At 63.9% G+C, this 22060-nt stretch carries 26 protein-coding genes; 12 read left to right on the top strand and 14 right to left on the bottom strand.

Annotated elements, in window-relative coordinates:
• Positions 1-191 precede the first annotated feature (191 nt).
• A complete protein-coding gene (locus GS429_RS16735; RefSeq protein WP_160066479.1) occupies positions 192-530 on the top strand; it encodes a cupin domain-containing protein in 339 nt (112 codons plus the stop codon).
• 397 nt (positions 531-927) lie between these two features.
• Here GS429_RS16735 and GS429_RS16730 read toward each other — a convergent pair whose 3' ends face one another.
• The 5 genes from GS429_RS16730 to GS429_RS16710 all read right to left on the bottom strand — a co-directional run bounded on the left by GS429_RS16730 (position 928) and on the right by GS429_RS16710 (position 4450).
• A complete protein-coding gene (locus GS429_RS16730) occupies positions 928-1230 on the bottom strand; it encodes a hypothetical protein (protein WP_160066478.1) in 303 nt (100 codons plus the stop codon).
• A gap of 135 nt (positions 1231-1365) precedes the next feature.
• Positions 1366-1794: a GNAT family N-acetyltransferase gene (locus GS429_RS16725; RefSeq protein ID WP_160066477.1), complete on the bottom strand. Its 429-nt coding sequence runs from the start codon at positions 1792-1794 to the stop codon at positions 1366-1368.
• A gap of 128 nt (positions 1795-1922) precedes the next feature.
• Positions 1923-2477 carry a hypothetical protein gene (locus tag GS429_RS16720; RefSeq protein WP_160066476.1) on the bottom strand — a complete coding sequence of 185 codons (555 nt, stop codon included), beginning with the start codon at positions 2475-2477 and terminating at the stop codon, positions 1923-1925.
• A gap of 213 nt (positions 2478-2690) precedes the next feature.
• A complete protein-coding gene (gene icd, locus GS429_RS16715) occupies positions 2691-3953 on the bottom strand; it encodes an isocitrate dehydrogenase (NADP(+)) (RefSeq protein ID WP_160066475.1) in 1263 nt (420 codons plus the stop codon).
• Positions 3954-4162: 209 nt separating this feature from the next.
• The gene (locus GS429_RS16710; protein WP_160066474.1) at positions 4163-4450 is read right to left on the bottom strand and encodes a hypothetical protein; all 288 of its coding nucleotides are present in this window, start codon (positions 4448-4450) and stop codon (positions 4163-4165) included.
• Positions 4451-4550: 100 nt separating this feature from the next.
• On the opposite strand from GS429_RS16710, the gene GS429_RS16705 reads away from it, so the two are divergent.
• The 3 genes from GS429_RS16705 (at position 4551) to map (ending at position 6920) form a co-directional block, all read left to right on the top strand.
• A complete protein-coding gene (locus GS429_RS16705; RefSeq protein WP_160066473.1) occupies positions 4551-5480 on the top strand; it encodes an isoaspartyl peptidase/L-asparaginase in 930 nt (309 codons plus the stop codon).
• A 334-nt stretch (positions 5481-5814) separates the two neighbouring features.
• A complete protein-coding gene (locus GS429_RS22425) occupies positions 5815-5946 on the top strand; it encodes a hypothetical protein (RefSeq protein WP_268892309.1) in 132 nt (43 codons plus the stop codon).
• A 77-nt stretch (positions 5947-6023) separates the two neighbouring features.
• On the top strand, positions 6024-6920 hold the full coding sequence (gene map, locus GS429_RS16700) for a type II methionyl aminopeptidase (protein WP_160066472.1): 897 nt from the start codon (positions 6024-6026) through the stop codon (positions 6918-6920).
• 97 nt (positions 6921-7017) lie between these two features.
• On the opposite strand, the gene GS429_RS16695 is transcribed toward map, so the two are convergent.
• Positions 7018-7218, bottom strand: coding sequence for a DUF7835 family putative zinc beta-ribbon protein (locus GS429_RS16695; protein ID WP_160066471.1), 201 nt, complete (start codon positions 7216-7218; stop codon positions 7018-7020).
• Positions 7219-7470: 252 nt separating this feature from the next.
• Here GS429_RS16695 and GS429_RS16690 point away from each other — a divergent pair, with 252 nt between their 5' ends.
• Together GS429_RS16690 and GS429_RS16685 are read left to right on the top strand one after the other, a co-directional pair.
• Entirely contained in the window at positions 7471-8010 is a 540-nt protein-coding gene (locus GS429_RS16690) for an HIT family protein (RefSeq protein ID WP_160066470.1), read from the top strand.
• Positions 8011-8076: 66 nt separating this feature from the next.
• The gene (locus GS429_RS16685; protein ID WP_160066469.1) at positions 8077-8484 is read left to right on the top strand and encodes a cupin domain-containing protein; all 408 of its coding nucleotides are present in this window, start codon (positions 8077-8079) and stop codon (positions 8482-8484) included.
• Between the two features lie 18 nt (positions 8485-8502).
• Here the strand turns inward: GS429_RS16685 and GS429_RS16680 are convergent, their stop codons facing one another.
• A complete protein-coding gene (locus GS429_RS16680) occupies positions 8503-8739 on the bottom strand; it encodes a glutaredoxin family protein (protein ID WP_160066468.1) in 237 nt (78 codons plus the stop codon).
• A 95-nt stretch (positions 8740-8834) separates the two neighbouring features.
• Here GS429_RS16680 and GS429_RS16675 point away from each other — a divergent pair, with 95 nt between their 5' ends.
• Positions 8835-9314 (top strand): redoxin domain-containing protein, encoded by a 480-nt coding sequence (locus GS429_RS16675; RefSeq protein WP_160066467.1) that lies wholly within the window; start codon positions 8835-8837, stop codon positions 9312-9314.
• Positions 9315-9336: 22 nt separating this feature from the next.
• Here the strand turns inward: GS429_RS16675 and GS429_RS16670 are convergent, their stop codons facing one another.
• The 6 genes from GS429_RS16670 to GS429_RS16645 all read right to left on the bottom strand — a co-directional run bounded on the left by GS429_RS16670 (position 9337) and on the right by GS429_RS16645 (position 14188).
• Complete coding sequence (locus GS429_RS16670; protein ID WP_160066466.1) at positions 9337-9723, bottom strand: winged helix-turn-helix domain-containing protein; 387 nt, start codon at positions 9721-9723, stop codon at positions 9337-9339.
• 156 nt (positions 9724-9879) lie between these two features.
• A complete protein-coding gene (locus tag GS429_RS16665; RefSeq protein WP_160066465.1) occupies positions 9880-11133 on the bottom strand; it encodes a tRNA (N(6)-L-threonylcarbamoyladenosine(37)-C(2))-methylthiotransferase in 1254 nt (417 codons plus the stop codon).
• A 93-nt stretch (positions 11134-11226) separates the two neighbouring features.
• The gene (locus tag GS429_RS16660) at positions 11227-11415 is read right to left on the bottom strand and encodes a CbaC protein (RefSeq protein ID WP_160066464.1); all 189 of its coding nucleotides are present in this window, start codon (positions 11413-11415) and stop codon (positions 11227-11229) included.
• Positions 11416-11422: 7 nt separating this feature from the next.
• The gene (locus GS429_RS16655; protein WP_160066463.1) at positions 11423-13156 is read right to left on the bottom strand and encodes a b(o/a)3-type cytochrome-c oxidase subunit 1; all 1734 of its coding nucleotides are present in this window, start codon (positions 13154-13156) and stop codon (positions 11423-11425) included.
• A complete protein-coding gene (locus GS429_RS16650) occupies positions 13149-14009 on the bottom strand; it encodes a cytochrome c oxidase subunit II (protein ID WP_160066462.1) in 861 nt (286 codons plus the stop codon). Before GS429_RS16650 ends, GS429_RS16655 begins: the two co-directional genes overlap by 8 nt.
• Positions 14006-14188, bottom strand: a complete 183-nt coding sequence (locus GS429_RS16645) for a cytochrome oxidase (RefSeq protein ID WP_160066461.1) — start codon at positions 14186-14188, stop codon at positions 14006-14008. Before GS429_RS16645 ends, GS429_RS16650 begins: the two co-directional genes overlap by 4 nt.
• A gap of 577 nt (positions 14189-14765) precedes the next feature.
• On the opposite strand from GS429_RS16645, the gene GS429_RS16635 reads away from it, so the two are divergent.
• From GS429_RS16635 to GS429_RS16610, 5 genes are read left to right on the top strand one after another with little or no spacing between them, the layout of a single operon-like run.
• Positions 14766-15881: a M48 family metalloprotease gene (locus GS429_RS16635; RefSeq protein WP_160066459.1), complete on the top strand. Its 1116-nt coding sequence runs from the start codon at positions 14766-14768 to the stop codon at positions 15879-15881.
• Positions 15878-17539 (top strand): DUF4129 domain-containing protein, encoded by a 1662-nt coding sequence (locus tag GS429_RS16630; RefSeq protein WP_328821446.1) that lies wholly within the window; start codon positions 15878-15880, stop codon positions 17537-17539. Before GS429_RS16635 ends, GS429_RS16630 begins: the two co-directional genes overlap by 4 nt.
• Positions 17536-18267 (top strand): DUF7269 family protein, encoded by a 732-nt coding sequence (locus GS429_RS22255; protein ID WP_235920836.1) that lies wholly within the window; start codon positions 17536-17538, stop codon positions 18265-18267. The genes GS429_RS16630 and GS429_RS22255 overlap by 4 nt, the downstream gene beginning before the upstream one ends.
• Complete coding sequence (locus GS429_RS16615) at positions 18264-19637, top strand: DUF58 domain-containing protein (protein ID WP_328821445.1); 1374 nt, start codon at positions 18264-18266, stop codon at positions 19635-19637. Before GS429_RS22255 ends, GS429_RS16615 begins: the two co-directional genes overlap by 4 nt.
• Entirely contained in the window at positions 19634-21013 is a 1380-nt protein-coding gene (locus GS429_RS16610) for a hypothetical protein (protein WP_160066456.1), read from the top strand. Before GS429_RS16615 ends, GS429_RS16610 begins: the two co-directional genes overlap by 4 nt.
• On the opposite strand, the gene GS429_RS16605 is transcribed toward GS429_RS16610, so the two are convergent.
• Positions 20999-21967, bottom strand: a complete 969-nt coding sequence (locus tag GS429_RS16605) for an AAA family ATPase (protein ID WP_160066455.1) — start codon at positions 21965-21967, stop codon at positions 20999-21001. The two genes, GS429_RS16610 and GS429_RS16605, sit on opposite strands and share 15 nt — an antisense overlap.
• Between the last annotated feature and the right edge of the window lie 93 nt (positions 21968-22060).

The following is a 22060-nucleotide window of genomic DNA, read 5'->3' as shown; positions in this document are numbered from 1 at the left end:
GAGGATAAGTGTTCTGGAGGATATTCCCACGAACGACCGACTGTACTCGGGATACCGATACCAACGGTCGTCGTCGACTGCGGTGCCGATGACCGATCGCTTCCTAACCGACCGCGCTCGTGAACACCGAAAATCACACGGGCCCGTTGTCCACCGAAAGCTATGTGGGTCGGTACCCTGTCTCGAAGCGTATGGAACGCGTTTCACTTTCCAACCTCGAGACGTCGGAAGCCGCCGACGGCGTTCAGCTGGCGCTGATGGCCGGCGCCGACTCGATGAACGTCCAGCACTTCGAAATCGAACCCGGGGCGGTAGTCGACGAACACAGCCACCCCCACGAACAGACCGGATTCATCTACGAGGGAGAGTTGGTCTTCATCACCGACGGCGAGGAAATCGTCTGTGGTCCCGGTGATTCCTACGCGATTCCCGGTGAGCAGCCTCACGCGGCCGAAAATCGCGGCGACGAGACCGTTCGCGGCGTCGATATCTTCAGCCCGCCGCGGGAGAACCCAAGCTGGGAGCAGTGAGATCGAACCAGTCATGAATCGACTCGTCGAACGGGACGAACTACCCGGATCGCGGTTCATACTGTCGGACAGCAGTCAATACGAACCCGATCGTGAATTCGGGGTCGTCGCCCACGGTGACGGCCCCAGCAAAACATCGGCTTCACGTCGTTCTGTCCAACAGTATTGGAAGTCGCCGACACCGATATCCGCGCTGGCCTGTCCGTCGAACAGTCGTCTTCATGGCACAATTCCGGGTCCGCGTTGCCGCCGTCATCGGTCCGAGAGTTGAGCGAGGGCCGCACCGACCTCGACGCCCGTAGTTCGTCGTAATTTTCCCTCGAGCGAGTGGACCGACGTGACCCGTCGGGGTGATCGGCCGATTCCGAGTGACCGAATCGGGTGGCGTCGATTCGATTCACCCGAAAAACGCGCCACCGACTCTACCGGGTGCGGGGTCGTCGTCCTCGTCTTCGTCCGGCTCCGCCTCCGCTTTCGCCTCGAAGTAGTCCGCGAGTTCGGCCGCGTAGATGGCGACCACCGTTCGGGTCTCGTCGTCCTGAATCGCGAACGCCTGCACGACGTATTGGGGCACCTCGTCGGTCGACCTAAGCGTTTCAGCGTAGCTGGCGATCGACCGAAGTTCCTCTGGCGAGTGCTCGCTGAACCGTTCGATCATGAAGTCCGGCACTTCGTCGTGGGGCGTCGGTGCGGTAGGCATGCACGTCCGGTCGAACCCGACATAGAAAAACCTCTCTCATGTTTGAAAGTGAGTCACACACGAAATTAATGATTTCCGGCGAAATGGTCGTAATTTTTGCCTCAGAGCGGCGCAGAAAGACAACTCACTCGTCGGTCACTTTCGCATTTTCACGTGTGGAATCCCCGCCTCCTCGAACTCCGCTCCGACCTGTTCGTATCCGAGTTCGCGATAAAAGTCGGCGGCGTGCGTTTGCGAATGCAGGAGCAGCGTTTCGAATCCTCGCGCCTCCGCTTGTTCCTCGAGGACGTCCATTATCGCTCGTCCCACGCCTTCCTCGCGGTGTGATTCCAGCACGGCGACGCGTTCGATCTTGCCGACGCCGTCCTCGTACTCTCGGAGTCGGGCGGCTCCGATCGGGTCGTCGCCGTCGTACGCGACGAAGTGGACGGCGTCGTCCTCGTGCTCGTCGTACTCCAGTTCCTCGTCGACGCCCTGTTCCTCGACGAACACGTCCCGGCGAACCGCGAAGACGTCCGTTCGTTCCCGTTCCGAATCGGCTACGCGTACCTCGACCTCGAGCATCGTCTGCACGGAGACGACCCGGAGGTGAGAGCGTTACGGACCGGTCGCTCGTCGCCGTCGCTGGTGTCGGTACCGTCACCGCTCCCGTTGCCGACCCTGAAACGCGGGCCGTCGAGCTAAGAAACCGCTCAGTCGAGCAGCGATCGGATGTCGGCCGCGATCTCGCCCGACTGCCCTTCGGGAACGCGGTCGAGCCAGAGGAGTTCCTGTTCGCCGACAGCGGGCGATTTCGTTTCCACGTCCTCTTCTGGACCGGGCGGCTGCTCGTCCCGTCCGACGGTCGGGTCGTCCGCGATCGGTCGTCCGGTCACCGGCTCGGTTCGGACGACGATATTGTACGTCGTTCGCCGTCGTTCGGAGTCGTCCTCCCGCTGAAAGTCGACGCGTCGGACGCGGACCGGTCGGTCGAGTTCGGCGTCGACACCGGTCAGCGACGCGGCCATCCGACGGCCGACCGAGTCCCAGTCCTCGTTCGGGGCGACGGCAACGGAGGGAACCGTCCACCCGCGGCTTCCATCGTTTACGAGCAAGACTTCGCCGCTCTCGTTGGTGACGCCGACTGCGACGTGATTCTCGAGGCCGCGTGCCGTCTCGAACTCGGCTCGAGAGAGGGTCCGCGTCTCGGTCTCGAACTCGACGGTTTCGCGGTCGCGCAGCGATTCCGGATCCGGCGGTATCTTCATGTCCAAGACGCGTGGATAGCGCGTCGAAAAGCTACTGGTTACGATCGATGGCCTCGGTGTTTCGGCCTTCGGTGCTTCGGTGCTTCGGTGCTTCGGTGCTTCGATGAAGGTACGACCGGAGGGTGCGTGGTGAATTCGAGCGGCGAAGCCACTGCCCGGACGGTGCAGACGAAAAATGCGATAGAGCGCCGTGTTACAGACTGCGGGAGAGATTTACGCGAGGTCCTGAATGTTGCTGACGACTTCGTCGGCGAACTCGCTCGTGGCGAGCTTCTCGGCGTCCTCGAGCTGTCGTTCGAGGTCGTAGGTGACCTTGCCCGAGGAGATGGTCTCCTCGACGGCGTCGCGGACGAGGTCGGCGGCGTCGGACCAGCCGATGTACTCGAGCATCATGCGGCCCGAGAGGATCATTGCGGTCGGGTTGACCTTGTCCTGGCCCTCGTACTTCGGCGCGGAGCCGTGGACGGGTTCGGCGAGCAGGAGGCCGTCACCGAAGTTCGAACCGGGTGCGATGCCGAGGCCGCCGATCTGTGCGCCGGCGGCGTCGGACATGTAGTCCCCGTTCAGGTTCATCGTCGCGATGACGTCGTAGTCGTCGGTTCGGGTCAGCAGCTGCTGGAGCATGTTGTCGGCGATGCGGTCGTTGACGACGAGCGTGTCGTCGTCGACTTCGCCGTCTTGCTCCTCCCAGAGGGTGTCCTCGGTGATGACCTCGTCACCGTACTCCTCTTCGGCGACCTCGTAGCCCCAGTCGCGGAACTGGCCCTCGGTGAACTTCATGATGTTGCCCTTGTGGACCAGCGTGACCGAATCGCGGTCGTGCTCGAGGGCATAGTCGATGGCGCGGCGGACGAGTCGCTTCGTTCCGAACTCGGTGATCGGCTTGATGCCGATGCCGACGGGGCCGTCGTGGATGGTGTTGTCGAAGCCCATGTCATCCTCGACGAACTCCTTGACCTGTTCGACTTCGTCGGTGCCTTCCTCCCACTCGATGCCGGCGTAGACGTCTTCCGTGTTCTCTCGGAAGGTGACCATGTCCATCTGCTCGGGCTCGGAGACGGGGGATGGAACGCCCTCGAGGTGGTAGGTCGGGCGAACGTTCGCGTAGAGGTCGAGCTTCTTTCGCAGGGCGACGTTCAGCGAGCGGAAGCCGGCGCCGACGGGCGTCGTCAGCGGGCCCTTGATCGCGACGCGGTGTTCCTTGATGGCCTCGACGGTCTCCTCGGGGAGGTTCTCGTCGTACTTGTCCCGGGCGGACTGGCCGGCGTAGACGCGCATCCAGTTGATCTCGCGGCCGGTCGCGTCGGCGGCAGCCTCGAGAACCTTCTGTGCGGCGGGCCCGACGTCGCTCCCGACGCCGTCGCCGTGGATGATCGGAATAATCGGGTTGTCAGGTACCTCGAGTTCGTCCTCGGTACCCTCTTTCAGCGTGATCTTTTCCCCGTCCTCAGGGACTTCGATCTTGTCGTAACTCATCTCGTCTGTACGGTTCTTCGACGGGGGTAAAAGGTCTACCATTTCTATCGACGGGTGGCAAAAATTGACCGATCTGCAGTCGGTTCACGGGCCGTAGAACCCGTCGATACGGTTCTCCGTCAGTCGGATCGCTCGCTCCCATCTAGGTTCAGTCGTAGCGCTGGTGGCTGACAGTCGGTCGCGCCGGTCCATCGGTCCAGCAGTCCGTATCAGTCACACGACGCGGTCGACTCCGGAGGCTCACCCCAGTAGTGAACGATCAGTACGATGCCGACGCAGACGACGGCCGTGCCGACGATACCCAGCAATACCTGTCCCGTCCTGGCTAACACCGACTCCACGACCGCGACCCACACTCCGGATAACACGGTAATACCGACGACGACGAGCGCGGAGCCGATCTCGACGCGATCCCACCCGTCGTCGATCGCCAGTCGCCCGAGAGCGATCGCTGCCATCAGCGCACAGAACGCGACGAGCAGGGCCACTGGCGTCATTACCGCCTTCGGTACACAGGCCGCTATGGTAAGTGTGGGGGATTCCGGTCGGTAATCGTAACACGAAACACCTTCTATCGATCAGTTCACAGCGGACCGTATGCAGGTACTCGTTCACGGCGGTGCTGGCAGTGACCCCGACGATCCGGAGCCCAGACAGAAGACGCTCGAGCAGGCGGCCGAGACCGGCGCGGCGGAATCGGACCCGGTCGACGCGGTCGAAGCGGCGGTCGCCGTCCTCGAGACGAACCCGCAGTTCAACGCGGGCGTCGGCAGCGCCGTCCAGAGCGACGGCCGGATCCGAACCGACGCAGGGCTGATGACCGACGATCGGTCGGTCGGCGCGGCCTGTTCGATGCCGGACGTCGAACACGCGGTCAGCGTCGCTCGACTCGTCATGGAGGAGACGCCTCACGGATTCGTCTCGGGCGACCACGCCGTCTCGCTGGCCGACGCCTATGGCCTCGAGACGGGCGTCGATCTCTGGTCCGAGCGAACGCGCGAGCGGTGGGCGGAACTCGATGCGCCCGCAGACGGGACGAAGGCACAGCTCGAGTGGATCCGCGAGCGGTACGGCGATTCTGATCCGGACGGTCGGGACGACGATGCGAACTCGGACGCTGATCCCGAACGGCCAGACAGCGACCTCGACCACGATACGGTCGGTGCCGTCGCGTTCGACGGCGATTCTCTCGCCGCGGCGACCTCCACCGGCGGACGATGGCTCGCGCTCGCCGGTCGCGTCGGGGACGTCCCGCAGGTCGGGGCCGGCTTCTACTGCTCGCCCGCCGGCGCAGTCAGCGCGACGGGTGCCGGTGAAGACATCGCCCGCGTGACGCTCTCGAGGCGCGTCGCTCGCCATATCGAACGCGGCTGCGACGCCGACGAGGCGACGACGCTCGCGATCGAGGAGTTCGCCGAACTGACGGGATCGACCGCCGGCGTCATCGCTATCGACGCGCGTGGAACCCTCGGATCGGCGTACAACAGTGCCGCGATGCAGACCGCTCGGGCGACCCGCCAGCGGTAGTTCGGTAATCGCGTTCGCCCTCGAGGGTGGCGAGGTCACCCGCCGGGGATACTCTCACCGCCGCCGTTCTCGAGGTCGAACCCGTTCGCGTCGAACGCTGCGAGCAGATTTCGGCTTGCCCGGAAGTGGCGTCTCTCACGCCGTCTGAACCGTCCGTCGGGATCCACAAAACGGCGGTGACCGTTTCAGACAACGCGCTGACGTTATGAGTCATTTCTTCCCAAAACGGTTTGTGTGAGGATTCGAAGCTCCCCGCCCCGCCCACAGTCGGAGCCGTAAGTTCGACGATTGACGTCGCGTAGTTTTATTATTGTCGTGGGCATCATGAGATTCAATGCTCGAACCCCAACATCACGCGGCCCGACACTGTCCCGATTGTGCAGCGACGCTCTCGAACGTTCAGGGCGTCGACGCCTGTCCCGAGTGTAACTGGGTCGATACGGATCGCGACCCGTTGTCAACATAACTGACAGTCGGCCCGAGAGTTGTTTTTTGCCGACCGGAGACGGAACCTCTTTTTGTCGACCGGTACAACCCCGGGACATGGCCGAATCCGAGGTGGATCTTACAGCCGAGAAGTACGAAAAGCACCGCGAAGCGGGGGAGATTCTTTCCCAGGTGCGTACAGAGACAGCCGAGCGCGTCGAGGTTGGCGCAAGCCACCTCGAGATCGCCCAGTACGCCGAGGATCGAATCCGCGAACTCGGCGGGAAACCCGCGTTCCCCGTCAACATCTCGATCGACGAGGAGGCGGCCCACGCGACGCCGTCGATCGACGACGAAGAGACGTTCGGCGAGGAGATGATCAACCTCGATATCGGCGTCCACATCGACGGCTGGCTCGCCGACACCGCGATCACCGTCGACCTCTCGGGCAACCCCGAACTCGCCGAGGCCTCCGAACAGGCCCTCGAAGCCGCAATCGATATCATCGAACCGGGCGTCGACACCGGAGATATCGGCGCCGAAATCGAGGACGTCATCAACGGCTACGGGTACAACCCCGTCGTCAACCTCACGGGCCACGGACTGGGTCACTGGGAGCAACACACCAGTCCGAACATCCCGAACCGCGCCGTCTCTCAGGGAACGACCCTCGAGGTCGGCGACGTCGTCGCCATCGAACCGTTCGCGACCGACGGCGGCGGCAAGGTTACCGAGGGCGCCAGCGAGGAAATCTTCTCCCTCGAGCGGGAGGGCTCCGTTCGGAACCGGCAGGCTCGTGACGCGCTCGAGCAGATTACCGAGGAGTTCCGTACGCTCCCCTTCGCGACGCGGTGGCTCGAGACCGACCGCGCGGAGATGGCGCTGCGCCGACTCAAGCGCAACAATATCGTCCACGGCTACCCGGTGCTCAAGGAAGACGACGGCTATCTCGTTAGTCAGAAAGAGCACACGGTCATCATCACGGAAGACGGCTGCGAAGTAACGACGCTTTGAGACACAGACAGTAGCGGCGCTTTGTGGTGTTGAAAACGGGAGACCAAACGAGAGGGGGTTCGTCCGATCGGTGCGACCGCGTGGAGGGGGAGTCGTCTCAGGCGTTGTTCATTCGCTGGCTCGAGCGATTACCACATCGCTGACACTCGGCCACGCGGTAGGGTTCGCGGGAGAACTGCGCGTTCTCTTTCTTGAGGCTCTCGGTTCGGATCTGGACGGAGACTTCGTGGAGGGTTTCTAACTCGCAGTCATCACAGTGTTCGGTCATCCCGTTAAAGGAGTCGTCTGTCGTTGCCATTGCTACGCCCCTTTCGCTAGGACTGTCTTAAAACCCTACAACATTTCGGGAACTGAGACACAGATTCACAAGCAGTCATTACCATTGGCGAGATACGCCTCGAGAGCGTTCAATATGGTTTATGGATAGCGATAATAGTCCAATTAAGAAGACAGTCAAGCGAGTGATAAATTTACTTCTATTTTACTATTGCAACTCACACCGCGGTTCGCGGACTGAAATGCTTTAGGCGCGCCCCGAGTGGAACCGGATATGGAACAGGTGTTTGCGCCGTGGCGAATCGAGTGGATCAGACGTGATAAGAAGACGCCCGATATCGAAGGCTGTGTTTTCTGCGGGCTTCCGGAACGGGAGACCGATACGGAGAACCTACTCGTCGCGCGCAGTGAGCACTCGTTCGTGTTGCTGAACAACTATCCGTACAACCCGGGCCACGTGATGGTGATTCCACACGCACACACCGGGGACTACGCCGAACTCACCGACGAGCAACTGCTCGACCACGCCCGGTTGAAACAGCGCACCTTCGACGCGCTCGAGACCGCCCTCGAACCGGACGGGTTCAACGCCGGTCTGAACCTCGGCGACGGCGCCGGCGGCTCCATCGACGATCACTTGCATACGCACGTCGTCCCGCGCTGGCAGGGCGACACCAATTTCATGCCCGTCCTCAGCGAGACGTCGGTCATCGTCGAAGCGCTCGAGGAAACCTACGCCCACCTTCACGAGGCGTTCGCCGAACAGCCGGAGACGAGCGTGCCGGACGAAACCAGCGCGGTCATCGTCGAGTGATCGGTTCTCGCCATTGGGGCGAGCGACCGGACACTTTAGTCACTCGTCGCTGTGCAGTGTGGTTGCATGGAGTACGAAGTTATCCACACCGACGATGTTCCGCTGACGGACCTCTCCGAGGTCGACGAGGTGCCGCCGGACCTGCGGATCCGCGCGATCGACGAACTCCTTCCGACCGAGACGGTTCAGCTCAAGCTCTGGTACTTTGATCCCGGCGAGGAGATTCAGTACCACGCACACGCCGAGCAAGAGGAGATCTACTTCGTCCTCGAGGGCGAGTTCTCGCTGAAACTCGGGCGCTCGGGCGAGGAGGAGTACGTCGAGGCCGATCCGGGGACGTTCTGGATCGCCAAACCGGAAATCGGACACGGCCACCGGAACGTCGGCGACGAGCAGGGGGTCGTGCTCGCAATCGGCGCGCCCGCCGTCGAGGATCCGGGCCTGGATCCCCACGGCCTCGAAGACGAGGTGTAGCGCCTCTAAGGCGGGCTCTCAGGCGTAATTCGACTCGAGATAGTCGAGAATGCGTTCGGATTCGGCCATCGTCACTCCCCGCTCGTCGTCGACGATCACCGGGACCTGCCGCTGGCCCGAAATCCGTTTGACCTCGTCTCGCTTCGAGTGGAGGCCCTCGGTCCAGACGCTGTCGTACTCGACGTCGAGTTCGTCGAGCCGGTCGGCGACGAGTTCGCAGTACGGACAGCCCTCGAGCTGATAGAGTGTGACCATACGTCTCGTTCGCCTCGAGTCGACAAAAGGATAGGTGCACGCGAGACGTTCTCCGGGGAACGGAGCTTTTTGTTCCGGCCCGGAGACGGTGTGGTATGCCACCGGCCGAGGGCGATGTCGTTTCCGACTTCGAGGCACTGCTGTGCAACGGCGAAACCTTTCGCTCGAGGACGCTCTCCGAATCCCTCGGAGCGCGGGGCGGCGTCGTGATCTGTACCGGCTTCGCGTTCAGCGCCATCGCACAGAACTGGTGGAAGCAGTTCGTTCGCGCCGGCTGGGGGGATTTCGAGGACGTCTCCGTCCTGGGCGTGAGCCGCGACGGCCCCTACGCCCAGAACGAGTTCCTGCGCTGGCTGGACGAGCCCGCGTTCCGCTTCTTCGCGGACGTCAACGGCGGCGTAAGCGAGTCACTGGACCTGCTGGCCGACCGCGATCACATGGCGAACGTCTCGACGCCGTGGCGATCGGCGTTCGTGGTCGACGCCGACCGCGAGGTACAGTACGCGTTCGTCGCCGACGACTGGATCTCGCCGTTGCCACGCGAGGAGATCGAGGAGGCCATCGCGAACCTGTGAGGCCGACCGTCGTCCGCCGCCGTCACCAGTTTAGCTGTTCGGGTTCGCAGTACAGCGTCGTTCCATTTTCCACACACTCGATACGAAGCGGATCGTCGTAGGTAACCGACACGTGTTCGAGCGCTCGGACGTAGTGGGCGGGAACGTCTCCCCCGGTCTGACCCTTGAGTTCCGTGAGCAATCCGGCGTCAGACAGGGCTTCAACTTTCCTGTAGGTCGTCGACAGCGGGAGGTCGAGCGTTTCGGCGATCTCCTGTACCGCCGTCGGTTCGTCGAGGAATCGGTAGATCGCCCGCGCGTCGTCGTCGGTGAGCAACTCGACGATCTGGCGTGGGTTACAGCCGAGCGGCCCGTCCCGTTCGGCGCGCGCACACACTCTCTTCTGTTCGGGATCGGCTGGCCTGGTCATATCTCTCTATTCGTTCGTCCGGCGCTTTAACGTGCCATCTGATTCCTGGTCGATGAGAGTGGCCAAGTTGGTTTTTGATTTTTGCGGCGTAGTTTCCCATCCTGACGGATACAACAGTCTGGATCGCCGATCGGCGCCGTCGCGTACGCGCCAGCATTACACCGGCTTGCCGAACGCGTACATCGACTCGTGGGCCGTGATCTCGAGGTCGACGAAATCGCCGGGTTCGATACCGTAGTCGCTCGCGTTCTGGACGATGAGCTGTCGGTATGCCGAATCGCGACACTTCACCGAGTCGGCGGTGCCCTCCTCGACGACCAGCACGTCCTCGCGGGTCTCGCCGACCATGTCCGCGTAGGCTTCGCCGACGATGTCGCGTTTGACCTCGCTCATCTCCTTCGATCGCTCCTTCTTGATCGTGCCGCCCAGTCCCTTCATATCGGCCGCGTCGGTTCCCGGCCGCTTCGAGAAGCGTGTGACGTTGATCTTTTCGGGTCGAGTCTCCCGCAGCAGCGCCATCGACTGGGCGTGGTCGTGGTCGGTCTCGGTCGGGAAGCCGACGATGAAGTCCGTCGAGAGCGTCCAGTACTCGAGGCGGTCGTCGAAGGTCTCGACGACCTCGAGGTATTCCTCGACCTGATGCTGGCGGCGCATGTCGCCCAGGACGTCGTCGCTCCCCGACTGGACCGGCGCGTGGAGGAAGTCGTACAGTTCGTCGTACTCGGCGAAGACATCGGCGAGTTCCTCGCGGATGCCGTGAACGCCCTTCGGGTTGGCCATGCCCACGCGAACGCGGAACTCGCCGTCGATTTCGCAGATCTCCTCGAGCAGTTGGTGGAGCTTTCGTTCGCCCTCGTCCCAGCCGTAGACGCCGGTGTCTTGGCCCGTAATGCGGATCTCCTTTGCGCCCGCGTGGATCAGGGCGCGGGCTTTCTCGACGTTTTCCTCGATCGACGGCGAGTCGATCTTGCCGGTCGCCTGCTTGGTGATGCAGTACGAGCAGTCGGACATACAGCCCCGCGCGATGGGGAGGATTCCCACGACGCCGTCCAGAATGGGCTCGGCGTCGGGTGTCGTCGTCGGACACTCGCCGTTCGTGACGGCTTCGGGAACCTCGTCCCAGTGGAGCACCTGGCCGTCGACGTCGGCCCGGGCGAACTCCTCGCCCTGCGCGAGGGCCATACAGCCCGTGATGAACAGGTCCGCGGTCTCGTCGGCCAACTCCTCGGCCCGTCGGAGCATGTTCCGCTCGGTCTTCTCGACGACGGTACAGGTGTTGAGGATGGCGACGTCGGCCTCGTCTGGCCCGTCGACCTGGTGATGGCCCGCGTCACGGAGCCGTCGCTCGATCTCGCGGCTCTCTCCGCGGTTCGACGTGCAGCCGTACGTTTCGATGTGGTACCGGGCCATTCGCTTGACAGTGTATGGTATCTCGCAGGGCAAAAGCGCGACGAATCCGGGTCGCGACGCCGTGTGAACATCTCTCGAGGGTCGATCGCTGTCTCACTCTGACCGGTCCGCACTCGAGAGAACGGTCCACAGGACGAGTGCGCCGATTACGACGACCGCAAGCACGGCTGTCGCGGTCACCGAGAGATGGATCTCGAAGAACGCGAGGACGGTCCGAAGCTCGACGAGTATCACGATCAGTAGCGCAATCACGATCAGTAGTTGGGGCCAGGAAAGGCGCATCCATCGCTCACCATCCGATACTCACGAGTACGGTTTCGATGAGAAGCGATACCGGCTCCACGAAAACAGGGAACGGCCCGATATCCGGACCGAACAACCCGCCTCTGCTCACGATGCTGGCGAGTGGAATCACGTACGCCAGCACGACCAGCACGGCTGCGATGGCGACCCACAGTTTCAGGTTGTCAAGAACGGGCGGGGAGTCTTCGGGACCCGACAGCGGGGCTGGAATCGTCCGGTTGTCGATCGGCTCGCTCTCCCCGTTGAACAGCGTCAAGATCATCAGGGCGAGGAAGATCATCGTCGAGACGAAGAGGAGCGTTCCTCCGAGCGCGACCTGCGCGTTGAGTTCGCCGACGGAGCCGGCCGCAACCTCGTAGTTGAACCCCTCGTACTCTGGTTCAGCTGTTCGACGCGGCATGCCGATCAACCCGCCGCGGTACATCGCGTTCGTCATGATCACGATGCCGACGAACCAGAGGACGACCTGGAACAGCGCGATTCCACGGCCGACGAGGCGGTTTCCGGTCAGCTGTGGAATGAGCCAGTAGGACCCAGCCATGAACGTCAGTGCAACGGCCGTTCCGACCTGTGTATGAATATGGCCGGGGACCCACAGCGAGTTGTGGACGAGGTAGTTGATGTTCATGCCGGCGTTGACGATTCCAGTGAACCCACCGAACGCGAAGACCATTCCGGCGAGTGCCATTCCGGTAAACGCAGGCTCCCGCCAGGGCAAGGCTTTGAGCCAGCCGAAGTAGCCTTTCCCCCCGCGCTGACGAGCGCCGTGTTCCATGCTGGCGACGACGGTAAACGCCGTGAGCAGACTCGGAAGCAGAAGAAACATGGTGTTCGTCATCGCGATGTATTTGAACCCCTCGGCGATGCCAGGATCCAGATACTGGTGATGGATCCCGACCGGCGTCGACAGCAGAATAAACAAGATGAAGACGACGCGTGCGAGCGGGTCGCTGAACAGCCGGCCGCCCGAGAGTTTCGGCAACAGAATGTACCACATGAGATACGCCGGCAGGAGCCAGAAGTAGACGACCGGATGACCGAAGTACCAGAACAGCGTTCGGGTCAGCGTCGGGTTGATCGATTCGACGATTCCGATCGACCACGGAAGGATAAAGGCGAGGATCGCCACAGCGACGCCGATCGAGGAAATGTACCACATGATCATCGTCGTCAGCACCATAAACGTCGGTAGCGGGATGCGCTTGCCCGGGTTCTCTCCCTTCCAGGCCAGCCACGTTCGGAACCAGTCGGCACCGGCAAGCCATGTGCCGACGACGAACACCACGAGGCCGATATAGAAGATCGGATGGCCCTGTAGCGGCGCGTAGAATGTAAAGAGCACGTCGGCACTGACGTCAATCGCATCGGTGAAGCCCGCCAGAATCGCGAACGCTGCGAGCATCGTTCCCGTCAGCATCAGTCCGTACCAACCCCAGGTGAACCGCATGTCGACGGGTCCGCGCTCGAGGCTCTCGGTCACCGCCCACTGGTAGACTCCGACGAGGAAAAAGATGGTGAACGTGATGACCAGAAAGACGCCGTGGCCCGTCAACACGGTGTAATAGGTCGGCGACTCGATCGCCCTGAGAATATTCGTCCGGTGGAGCGCCTGAATGAGGCCGAAGAAGGCCCCGATCGCCAGCGCGATGAACGAGGTCAAAAACGCCTGCCGGATGATCCGTGCCTGTTTCGGATAGGCGTCGACGAACGTGTTACTCATCGGTATCGCCCTCCTCGTCCGTCTCGTTATCGCCATCGTCGCCACCGTCTCCCTCATCACCGTCCTCGTTCCCGTCTTCGTCCTCGAGATCTTCGGCGACGGTCAGGGTCCCGCTCTCCTCGTAGTCGTCGACGGTGACCGTCCAGTCGTGGTCACCCTCCCCAAGATCTGCCGAGTCGACGGTAAACGTCGTCTCCTCGGTCATCTGACTGTCGACCGTGACGTCCTCCTCGAGCGTTTCGTCGCCAATCTCCAGAGCGACGGTCGTCTCGAGGGCCTCGAGTTGCCGGTTCTCGACGGCGACCTCGAATGTTGCGTCGTCGTCGATCTCGACCTCGTCGTCGGCTTCGACGGCGAGTTCGGTCATGTCGAACTCGTCTTCGGGAACAACGTGAAGTTGCCCTTCCATCGTGTGGTGAAAGTCACCACAGTACTCGTTACAGACGATACCGTACTCATCGGGTTCGTCGAACTCGACGGTCAGCGTCGATATCTCGCCGGGAATAACCATGGTGTTGGTGTTGGTCCCGACAACGCTGAAGCTGTGAATGACGTCTCGGCTCGTCACGTAGAAGGTTACCTCGCTGTCCGCGGGCACTTCGATCGTCTCTGGCTGGAAGATGAACGTTTGTGCGATGACGTAGGCCTCGTACTCGTTCTCACCCACCTGTTCGACGCGCGGTTCCCCAAAGCGCTCGTCGTCACTGATTTCGTCCGGTTCGATAGTCGGTTCCTCGTCACCGACCATGGTGATCCCGAGCGCGACCGAACCGTAGGTAATCGTTGCAATGAAGCCAACGATCAGGACCAGCGAGGCGACGAGCCACAGCTTTTCGTAGGTATGTATCTTCATACGATAATCACTGGCGTTGGATCGTTTCCGAGAAACTCGATGAAGTACGTAAACAGCCACATCAACACGAGCACCAGAAAGTACAGCAGAATCAATGCCAGCGTTCCGACCGGATCGTATTCGTCGTGATCAATCGTCTGGTCCGGTGCCGACAACTCGTGTGTGTTTCTGTCTGACATACTTGAGTTTCGATCATGAGGAGGCAAATAAACCATTTTGAAGTATTTTGATCGGTTCCGGCCCCATCCCTACGAGAGCAGACCGTTTCAGCAGAAAGGGGAGATTGTCGGCGGCTGGCAGCATCTCGAGCGCTACCTCTCCACCGTGAACTTCCCCAACTTCCTCGCCGGCCGCTTGGCCTCGACGTGATCAATACGCCAGCCGAGAACCCACGATATCCATCGAGCGGGGTCCCGAAATTCGGGATGCTATAGTCACTCGAGAACGGTAATAGCGTGGTCGTTACCCGTTTCGCATTGACAGCAATTGCTCTGAACGCGTGGTGTGATTCGAGCATATTGTTCCCCCGTCCTGACCGGGTTGTTCATGCGGTCTGTCGTGTGTCTCTCCCGGTTCATCCACAGGTTCGGGGTCGCGAGTAGGCCGGAACTGGCCGAGGGAAGTCTATCTAAGACGCGTAGACGATCTGTTTGCTGGTTGCACTATCTCACCTGTTTGGGCCTACCTGTAACGCTCCATATAGGTGTTTACAGAAAATTTTTACTTGCCTGGCAGAAAGTACGGATCAATCCCTCCATGAATCTTCGGTTGCGGATCGCTGCCGTCCTCGGGGTGTTCGTCGCGGTAAACGCCCTGTTCGTGATCGCGTTGCTGTGGGCCTACGGCGTGTTGCTTCCGGGCGTCGTCGCCGGAACGATCGTTTTCCTCCGCCATGGGACCGTCGGCTTCGATCTCCTCCAGCTTCCCGTCTCGTGGTCGACGGTGCTGGTCCTCGTCGGGGCCTTTCTCGCGGCCCAGGCCTACTACGGCTATCGACGCGTGCTCTCGGGCACGCGTGCGACCGCCGGCGCCGACGACCACGAAGTCGCCCGAATCGTCCGTCGGCTGTCGATGAGCGTCGACGTGCCGGAACCGGACGTCCGCGTCGTCGCGGACGACCGACCGAGCTGTTACACCGTCGGCCGGCTGACCGACGCAACGATCGTCGTCACGACGGGGGTGGTCGAGCGGCTGGACGAAGACGAGCTAGCGGCGGTCCTGGCCCACGAGATCGCCCACATCGCCAACCGCGACGTGACGCTAATGACGATCACGACGCTGTTTCTGGAGATCGCCGATCGAACCTACCACGCCGCTCGGCTCGCGCGTCGCGCGGCTTCCGGTCGCGAGACAGTGTCGGGGCAGGGTCGGCTCGCGCTCCAGTGGTTTCTCCCGCTGGTCGTGCTGACGTACGTCCTCGTGGCACCCGTGGTCTGGCTGTTTCCGATCGTCGCCGACTGGGCGACGCGGACGCTCTCGCAGGCTCGAGAGTTCGCCGCCGACGCCGGGGCGGCTCGGATCACGGGGACGCCGCTGGCGCTCGCGACCGCGCTGGTGGCGCTCTCCGAGGCGACGACCACCCCCGGGACGGACCTTCGATCGGCCAAAACCCGCGCGCTGTGTATCGTTCCAACGGAACTCATCACCGGCCGTAACACCGCGTCGCTGCCCGAAATCGGGCGGCCGACCGATCCGACACGACGGCGGGAGCAGATAACTACGTGGCTCGAGGCCGAGACATCGGCGACGTCTCCGAGCGCACATACGAATACGAGTACGAGTGTAAGTACCTCGGTCGAGACGCATCCGCCGATCGACGAACGGATCCGACGACTGTCCGAGATGGCCGCCGAACAGGAGGAACGGCCGTGACCGACGCGCGACGATTGCTGTTCGTACTCGGCTGTCTGTGCTGTCTCCTGATCGTCGCCAGCGCGCTTCCCGCGGCGGATCCGCGCCTGGACGGGCCGGGGCCGAGCGAGGGCGGGACGACCGCCAACGACTGGGACGCGCTTACGTCGTCGTCGGATCCGGCGACGGAACTGACCGATGCCGATGCCGACGACGACACCGACGCCGACGGGAACAACGACGAGAGCGACGACACGGATGACACCGACGCCACCGACGAAACGCACCCGATAGCGATCGACGGCGCGGTCGAACCCGGTAACGACGTGGTAGTCGAGGTTGAGGGTGCGACCCACTTCGATACGAAGGCCGTCGAAGTGAACGACGAAACGGTCGGAGAAACGAACAGGGTCGGTCGAGTCGATGCCGCCGTTCCCTACGAGGAGACGATGACCGTCACCGTTCCCGATGAAAACCTCTCGCGGACGGTCGACGTTCCGACGGGGGCGACGATCGAAACCGACGCCGGGGTCGCTCCGGATCAGGATATCGAGGTGGCCGCCGCGGTCGGCTCGACGCTGGTAACCAACGCAACGGTGTCGATCGACGGCGAGGCCGTCGCGACCACCGACGAGAGGGGGACGGCGACCGTGACGCTTCCCGAAACGGCCGGATCGGCCGAGCTACACGTCGAGCGGGGTCCGGTCGAGGGCGAACGCACGATCGACGTCCCGGAACCGACGGTCGAATTCGCTTCCGACCCGATCGTGCTGCCGGGCTTTCCCGCACCCGTACAGGTCTCGGCTGACGGGGCCGCCGTTCCGAACGCGACGGTAGTCCTCGAGAGCGGTGACGAACTGACCACCGACGAGAACGGTCAAGCATCGCTGTGGATGCCGGTCGACGACGAGGCGACGGTCACCGCGGACGTCGGCGCGGAAACTGCGTCGGCGACGGTCGAAAACCTCTACCTTCGGTTGACGGCCATCGTCGTGCTCGGTCCCGGCCTCCTGCTGGGACTCACGATAACCTATCTGCGCGTTGTCGCCTCCCGCGACCGCCGTCGCGGCGCGGTGCTTTCGGACCTGTTCCTCTCGCTCGCGGACGTCTTTTCCACGCTGGGCGACGGATTCCGCCGTCCGACAGTATCGTGGCCGACGATTTCGCTTCCCAGTCTACGAATCGGTCGGTCGCTCCCGTCGATCGGCACGCTAGTGCCGTCGCTCACCGTCGGCAGTCTCCGCTCTACACTGCCGTCGCTCGGCTCGTTCTCCCGTTCGTCGAGCGGTCGCGGCGACTCGCTGTTCCGCGATCGATTCGGGTCCACCGCTGACGGCGACTCCGCGAACAACGAATCGAACGATACGAACCCACCCGAACTGGCGGCCGAGCCGCTGGGTCCGGACGGGCCGCGTGCGGAGGTGCGAACCGCCTGGCACGCGTTCCTCGACCGACTCGGCGTCGAGAACCGAACGACGCGGACGCCCGGCCAACTCGCCCGGAAAGCGATCGCCGCCGGCTTTCCGGCGACGAACGTTCGCCGACTCGTCGCCCTGTTTCGGGACGTCGAGTACGGCACCCGCGACCCGTCTCCCGACCGGGTGGCCGAGGTGCGAGACACGGTGTCGGAGCTACTCGAGTACGACCGAGACCCGGAGGACGAGGAGGGATCCGAATGACGTCAATCCGCGGTCCGCGTCCGTTGGGAGGGCTCGTCCGTCGGTTGGCGACCGCCGATCAAGAGCGACTCGCTGTCGCGCTAGTCGCCGTCGGTACCGGTTTGGCCGTCGCCGCGATACTGCTTGGCGGCTTCATCTCGCCCGGACAGATACTCGTCGGGGTGTTGTACCCGCTGGCAGTGCTGTTGCCGGTGCTCGGACTGGTGATCGCCGTCGGGGCGCTTCGGTTGAGCCGGAGCCGCGACCGCTCGAGCGTCCCGAAGATGGTTCGCGGGCCGCCGCCCGAAACGGGTGTCACCCCAACGAGACGGTCGGTCGGCCGCGAGACGGGCTGGACCCTCGAGTACGCCTCCCGGGGCTGGTATCAGTGTCGGACGACCAATTCGGAAGCGAAGATTCGGGACCGTCTCACCGAGAGTGCGGTTCGGGTCTGCAGATCGCGGCGCGGGCTCGAGACGGAGGCGGCGCGCGAGGCCGTCCGAGCGGGAACGTGGACCGACGATCCGGTCGCGGCGGCGTTTCTGGCGGTCGACCGCCGCCAACCGATCGCCGAACGAGTGCGCGGCGCGGTCGATCCCGGCGCGGCCTATCGTCGCCGCGTTCGGCGGACGCTCGAGGCGATCGAGACGACCGAAGCGTTCGAGGCGATCGAGACGACCGAAGCGTTCGAGGTGACCGAGACGACCGAAGCGTTCGAAACCGCCGAACAGCGGAGGGTCGACCGATGACGATGGCCGACCGAACCGGGAACGGCGAGTGGGGAATCGTCGCGACGCTCTCGCTCGCGGGGATCGGTCTCGCCGTCGGCAGCCAACTGCTCGTCGCTGCCGCCACGCTGCCGCTATGGTACGTCGCTGCCGGCGTCTTCGGCACTCGACAGGACGCGACGGTGCGCCTCGAGCGACGGCTTTCGACCGAGGAGCGGGCAGCCACTGCCGGACCGGCGGCCGACAGCGCCGATTCGTCCTCGGACGTCGTCGCTGGCGACCCCGGCGATACCGTCTCCGTGCGGACGACCGTCCGAAACGTCGGTTCGGAGCCGATCGTCGATCTGCGCGTCATCGACGGCGTTCCGGACGCCTTGCCGGTTGTCTCCGGATCACCGCGAACGTGTGTCACTCTCGAACCGGGTGCGGAAACGACCCTCGAGTACGGGGTCGAACTCCGGCGCGGCGAGTACGTGTTCGACGACGCAACGGTCCGAACGCGCGATCTCACGGGAACTGTGGCGGAGACGTGGACCGACCCCGTGGCCGGCAACGACACGGTCCGCTGTTCGCCGGCCGTCGAGGCGGTTCCGCTCGGCGGCGGCACGAACGATTACGCGGGCGAGGTGCCGACGGACGAGGGCGGGAGCGGCATCGAGTTCTACGCCGTCCGCGAGTACCAGTCGGGCGATCCGGTCAGTTCGATCGACTGGCGACGCTACGCCGGCACGCGAGAGTTGGCGACCGTCGAGTACCGCGCCGAACGAGCGACGCGAATCGTCTGCGTCGTCGACGCCCGCTCGAGCCAGTTCCGCGCGGCGACGACCGAACAGCCGCCCGCGGTCGAACTGTCGGCTACCGCGGCCGAGCGAACGGTCGAGACGCTGCTGTCGACGGGCCATCCGGCCGGTGCCGTCGTCGTCCACAAAAACCAGTTGGCGTCAGTCTCGCCGGGAACCGGTCCGACGACGCGACAGCGGGCGACGAACCTGCTTCGCGCGACGTGGCAGTCCGATCCCGCCGGCGCGGCCGACGCCCGCACGATCCACGGTGACCCGCTCGACGAACTCCCCCAGGTGCTTCCCGGCGAAGCGCAAGTGTACCTGTTTTCGTCCTTCGTCGACGATCAACCGGTCGATCTCGTCCGTCGACTTCGGGCACGCGGCTACGCCGTCCGCGTCGTCTCCCCTGACGTCACTGCCGGTGTCGATACCGATGCCGCTGCTCCCGACACCGGCGCCGACGACCTCGCGACTCGACTGGAAGCCGTCGACCGCGGAACCCGGCTGGCCGAAACCCGGACGACGGGCGCTCGAGTCGTCGACTGGGACCTCGAGCGCCCGCTTGCGTTGGTCCTGAACGATGCTATCGGAGAGGTGGGTGACCGATGAGCGACGCCGTTGACGGACTCCCAGCGACGACGGCGCGAGCGATCACGATCGCCGCGCTCGTTGGAACGCTCGCGCTGGCCGGGTACGATCGGGCGGTACTCGGCGGTATCGGTATCGGGCTCGCGTTTGCGGCGGTGTCACGCTGGTTCGCCGGCCCGCACCGACGGGTTGCCGTCGCCGCCGCCCTCTTGCCGGTCATCGTCATCGGTGCAGTCGCCGGTCTCGCACGCACCCTGGACCCGACTTCGGGTGCACTCGTGGTCGTCGCTTCGGTCACCGCGGCCGCCGCCGGCGCTACTGCGACGGGCTGGCCGTCGTCGACCGCCGTTCGACGGATAGGGACGGCAGCGATCATCGCAGCAGCCGTCGCTGCGATTCTCGCCGTTCTCGGTCACGGGATCGATACGGCCGGCGGGATCGGTCCGGCGGCCGAGACGGTGCTCTGGCTCCCTGGGTCCGGCATCTCCGGCGTGCTCGTCTGGATCGTCGCCGCCGGACTCGCGCTGGCGGTCGGTTCGGTCGCGCTCCCGTCGGCGGCGTTTACCACCCCGCGGTACGCCGACTCCTCGATCGCGATGCGTAACACACTGGCGCTGACGGTCGTCTTCGCGGCCGGTCTCGCGTTCGTCTCGCTCTCGGTGGGGACGCTGTTCGCCCGGTACGTGTTCTCGATGGAGTCGCTCATCGCTGGCGTCGCCGGCAGCGGCGTCGCTCGCGGTCTGCTCGCGGCGGTGGCGCTTTTCGGTGTCACCCTCACCGCTCTGGGACTGGTCGTGGGGTACGTCTGGAATCTCGTAGCCGACGGAAGCGGTGCCATCGTCGCGGTCGCCGTCGGGACCGTTTTCGGAACCACCGGTGCGTTCGTCGGAACGGTCGGTGCCGTCGCCCCCGGCGGACAGGACGATCTGGTAGCACCACTGTTCGGCGCGATCGCCGTCGTTCTCGGGGCAGGTTGGCTCGCGATGAAACACGGGACGAGACTGATCGCGGCGACGCCCGACCCAGCAACCGTCATCGCCGTCGGACTTGCGGCGGGGAGCGTTACCGTCGGGACGACCAGCGACGCGGCCGACGTCACCGTCTTCGGAACGGTGCTGCCGTCGCTCGTCGCGCTCGCAGCCGGGTTATTCGTCTACGATGTCGGGCGCTACGGCCGCACTCTCGGGCGGGAGATCGGTCTCGAGGGCGCGTCGAGACGGCCACAACTCGTCCGGGTCGGCTGGAGCGGTGCCGTCGCGGCCGTCGGCGTTCCGATCGCTGCAGGCGGATTGTGGATCGGAACCGTGCTCGCACCCGCGCTGTCGGTGCCGGCGACGGCGGGTGTCGTCGCCGGCGTCACTGCGGTCGTCGGCGGGGCGTGGTTACTGCTCCGCTGATGGGGGCTCCATCGCGGGGACGTCGACGTCGTCGAGAACCGATTCGACGACCGCCCGTCGCGAGGCACCCTGGATATTCGCTTCCGGATTCAGGACGAGTCGGTGGGCGAGCGCGGGGCCGGCGATGCACTTGACGTCGTCGGGCACGACGTAGTCGCGGCCGTCGAGGACGGCCCGCGCTCGACTCGCCTCGAACAGTCGCTGGACGCCCCGGGGCGAGACGCCGACGTCGACGCGTCCGTCCCGACGAGTGGTACGACAGATCTCGCCGATGTAGTCGCGTATCGGCCCGTCGACGGTGACGCCTTCGGGAACGCGCTGCAGTTCCAGGACCGCCTCCCGATCGACGACCGGTTCGACGGTGGGATCCGGCTGGTCGCGGTCGGCGCGTCGATCGATCAACTCTCGCGTTCCTTCGGGATCGGGGTAGCCGAGCGAGGTCTTGATCATGAACCGGTCGCGCTGGGCTTCCGGCAGTTCGAACGTGCCCTCCTGCTCGACCGGATTCTGCGTCGCGATGACGACGAACGGATCGGGGAGGTCGTGGGTCTCGCCGTCGACGGTGACCTGCCCTTCCTCCATTGCTTCGAGCAGCGCGGACTGGGTTTTCGGCGGCGCGCGGTTGATCTCGTCGGCGAGCACGACGTTCGCGAACACCGGGCCGGGGGTAAACCGAAACTCGCCGGTATCCTCCTCGAACACGTACGAACCCGTGACGTCCGCGGGCATGAGATCGGGCGTGAACTGCACGCGAGAGAACTCGAGGCCGAGGGCGGTCGCGAACGAGCGGGCCGTTAGCGTCTTGCCCGTTCCGGGGACGTCCTCGAGGAGCACGTGACCACGGGCGAGTACGCCGGCGGTGACCTCCTCGAGGACGGTCCGGTCGGCGACGACTGCGGAGAGGATTTCGTCGACGACGGTTTCTGCTGTCGCTGCGGCGTCGGGGACTGACATATCGAGTATCCGTTCCTACGTGACCTTATAGTTCTCGCCGGTCGACACGATCGGCGACGGTGATATCGGGACTGATGGCCGTCGACGCTGGCG

The organism is Natronorubrum halalkaliphilum (genome assembly GCF_009834785.1).
GTDB classification, from domain to species: Archaea; Halobacteriota; Halobacteria; order Halobacteriales; family Natrialbaceae; genus Natronorubrum; species Natronorubrum halalkaliphilum.
The sequence above is the reverse complement of the archived record's forward strand: the minus strand, read 5'-3'. Positions and strand labels throughout refer to the sequence as shown.

What these genes read in the sequence shown, in the direction of transcription:
- GS429_RS16735 (WP_160066479.1), top strand. Translation starts at nt 192, where the DNA reads ATGGAACGCGTTTCACTTTCCAACCTCGAGACGTCGGAAGCCGCCGAC.
- GS429_RS16730 (WP_160066478.1), bottom strand. Translation starts at nt 1,230, where the DNA reads ATGCCTACCGCACCGACGCCCCACGACGAAGTGCCGGACTTCATGATC.
- GS429_RS16725 (WP_160066477.1), bottom strand. Translation starts at nt 1,794, where the DNA reads ATGCTCGAGGTCGAGGTACGCGTAGCCGATTCGGAACGGGAACGAACG.
- GS429_RS16720 (WP_160066476.1), bottom strand. Translation starts at nt 2,477, where the DNA reads ATGAAGATACCGCCGGATCCGGAATCGCTGCGCGACCGCGAAACCGTC.
- icd (WP_160066475.1), bottom strand. Translation starts at nt 3,953, where the DNA reads ATGAGTTACGACAAGATCGAAGTCCCTGAGGACGGGGAAAAGATCACG.
- GS429_RS16710 (WP_160066474.1), bottom strand. Translation starts at nt 4,450, where the DNA reads ATGACGCCAGTGGCCCTGCTCGTCGCGTTCTGTGCGCTGATGGCAGCG.
- GS429_RS16705 (WP_160066473.1), top strand. Translation starts at nt 4,551, where the DNA reads ATGCAGGTACTCGTTCACGGCGGTGCTGGCAGTGACCCCGACGATCCG.
- GS429_RS22425 (WP_268892309.1), top strand. Translation starts at nt 5,815, where the DNA reads ATGCTCGAACCCCAACATCACGCGGCCCGACACTGTCCCGATTGTGCA.
- map (WP_160066472.1), top strand. Translation starts at nt 6,024, where the DNA reads ATGGCCGAATCCGAGGTGGATCTTACAGCCGAGAAGTACGAAAAGCAC.
- GS429_RS16695 (WP_160066471.1), bottom strand. Translation starts at nt 7,218, where the DNA reads ATGGCAACGACAGACGACTCCTTTAACGGGATGACCGAACACTGTGAT.
- GS429_RS16690 (WP_160066470.1), top strand. Translation starts at nt 7,471, where the DNA reads ATGGAACAGGTGTTTGCGCCGTGGCGAATCGAGTGGATCAGACGTGAT.
- GS429_RS16685 (WP_160066469.1), top strand. Translation starts at nt 8,077, where the DNA reads ATGGAGTACGAAGTTATCCACACCGACGATGTTCCGCTGACGGACCTC.
- GS429_RS16680 (WP_160066468.1), bottom strand. Translation starts at nt 8,739, where the DNA reads ATGGTCACACTCTATCAGCTCGAGGGCTGTCCGTACTGCGAACTCGTC.
- GS429_RS16675 (WP_160066467.1), top strand. Translation starts at nt 8,835, where the DNA reads ATGCCACCGGCCGAGGGCGATGTCGTTTCCGACTTCGAGGCACTGCTG.
- GS429_RS16670 (WP_160066466.1), bottom strand. Translation starts at nt 9,723, where the DNA reads ATGACCAGGCCAGCCGATCCCGAACAGAAGAGAGTGTGTGCGCGCGCC.
- GS429_RS16665 (WP_160066465.1), bottom strand. Translation starts at nt 11,133, where the DNA reads ATGGCCCGGTACCACATCGAAACGTACGGCTGCACGTCGAACCGCGGA.
- GS429_RS16660 (WP_160066464.1), bottom strand. Translation starts at nt 11,415, where the DNA reads ATGCGCCTTTCCTGGCCCCAACTACTGATCGTGATTGCGCTACTGATC.
- GS429_RS16655 (WP_160066463.1), bottom strand. Translation starts at nt 13,156, where the DNA reads ATGAGTAACACGTTCGTCGACGCCTATCCGAAACAGGCACGGATCATC.
- GS429_RS16650 (WP_160066462.1), bottom strand. Translation starts at nt 14,009, where the DNA reads ATGAAGATACATACCTACGAAAAGCTGTGGCTCGTCGCCTCGCTGGTC.
- GS429_RS16645 (WP_160066461.1), bottom strand. Translation starts at nt 14,188, where the DNA reads ATGTCAGACAGAAACACACACGAGTTGTCGGCACCGGACCAGACGATT.
- GS429_RS16635 (WP_160066459.1), top strand. Translation starts at nt 14,766, where the DNA reads ATGAATCTTCGGTTGCGGATCGCTGCCGTCCTCGGGGTGTTCGTCGCG.
- GS429_RS22255 (WP_235920836.1), top strand. Translation starts at nt 17,536, where the DNA reads ATGACGTCAATCCGCGGTCCGCGTCCGTTGGGAGGGCTCGTCCGTCGG.
- GS429_RS16615 (WP_328821445.1), top strand. Translation starts at nt 18,264, where the DNA reads ATGACGATGGCCGACCGAACCGGGAACGGCGAGTGGGGAATCGTCGCG.
- GS429_RS16610 (WP_160066456.1), top strand. Translation starts at nt 19,634, where the DNA reads ATGAGCGACGCCGTTGACGGACTCCCAGCGACGACGGCGCGAGCGATC.
- GS429_RS16605 (WP_160066455.1), bottom strand. Translation starts at nt 21,967, where the DNA reads ATGTCAGTCCCCGACGCCGCAGCGACAGCAGAAACCGTCGTCGACGAA.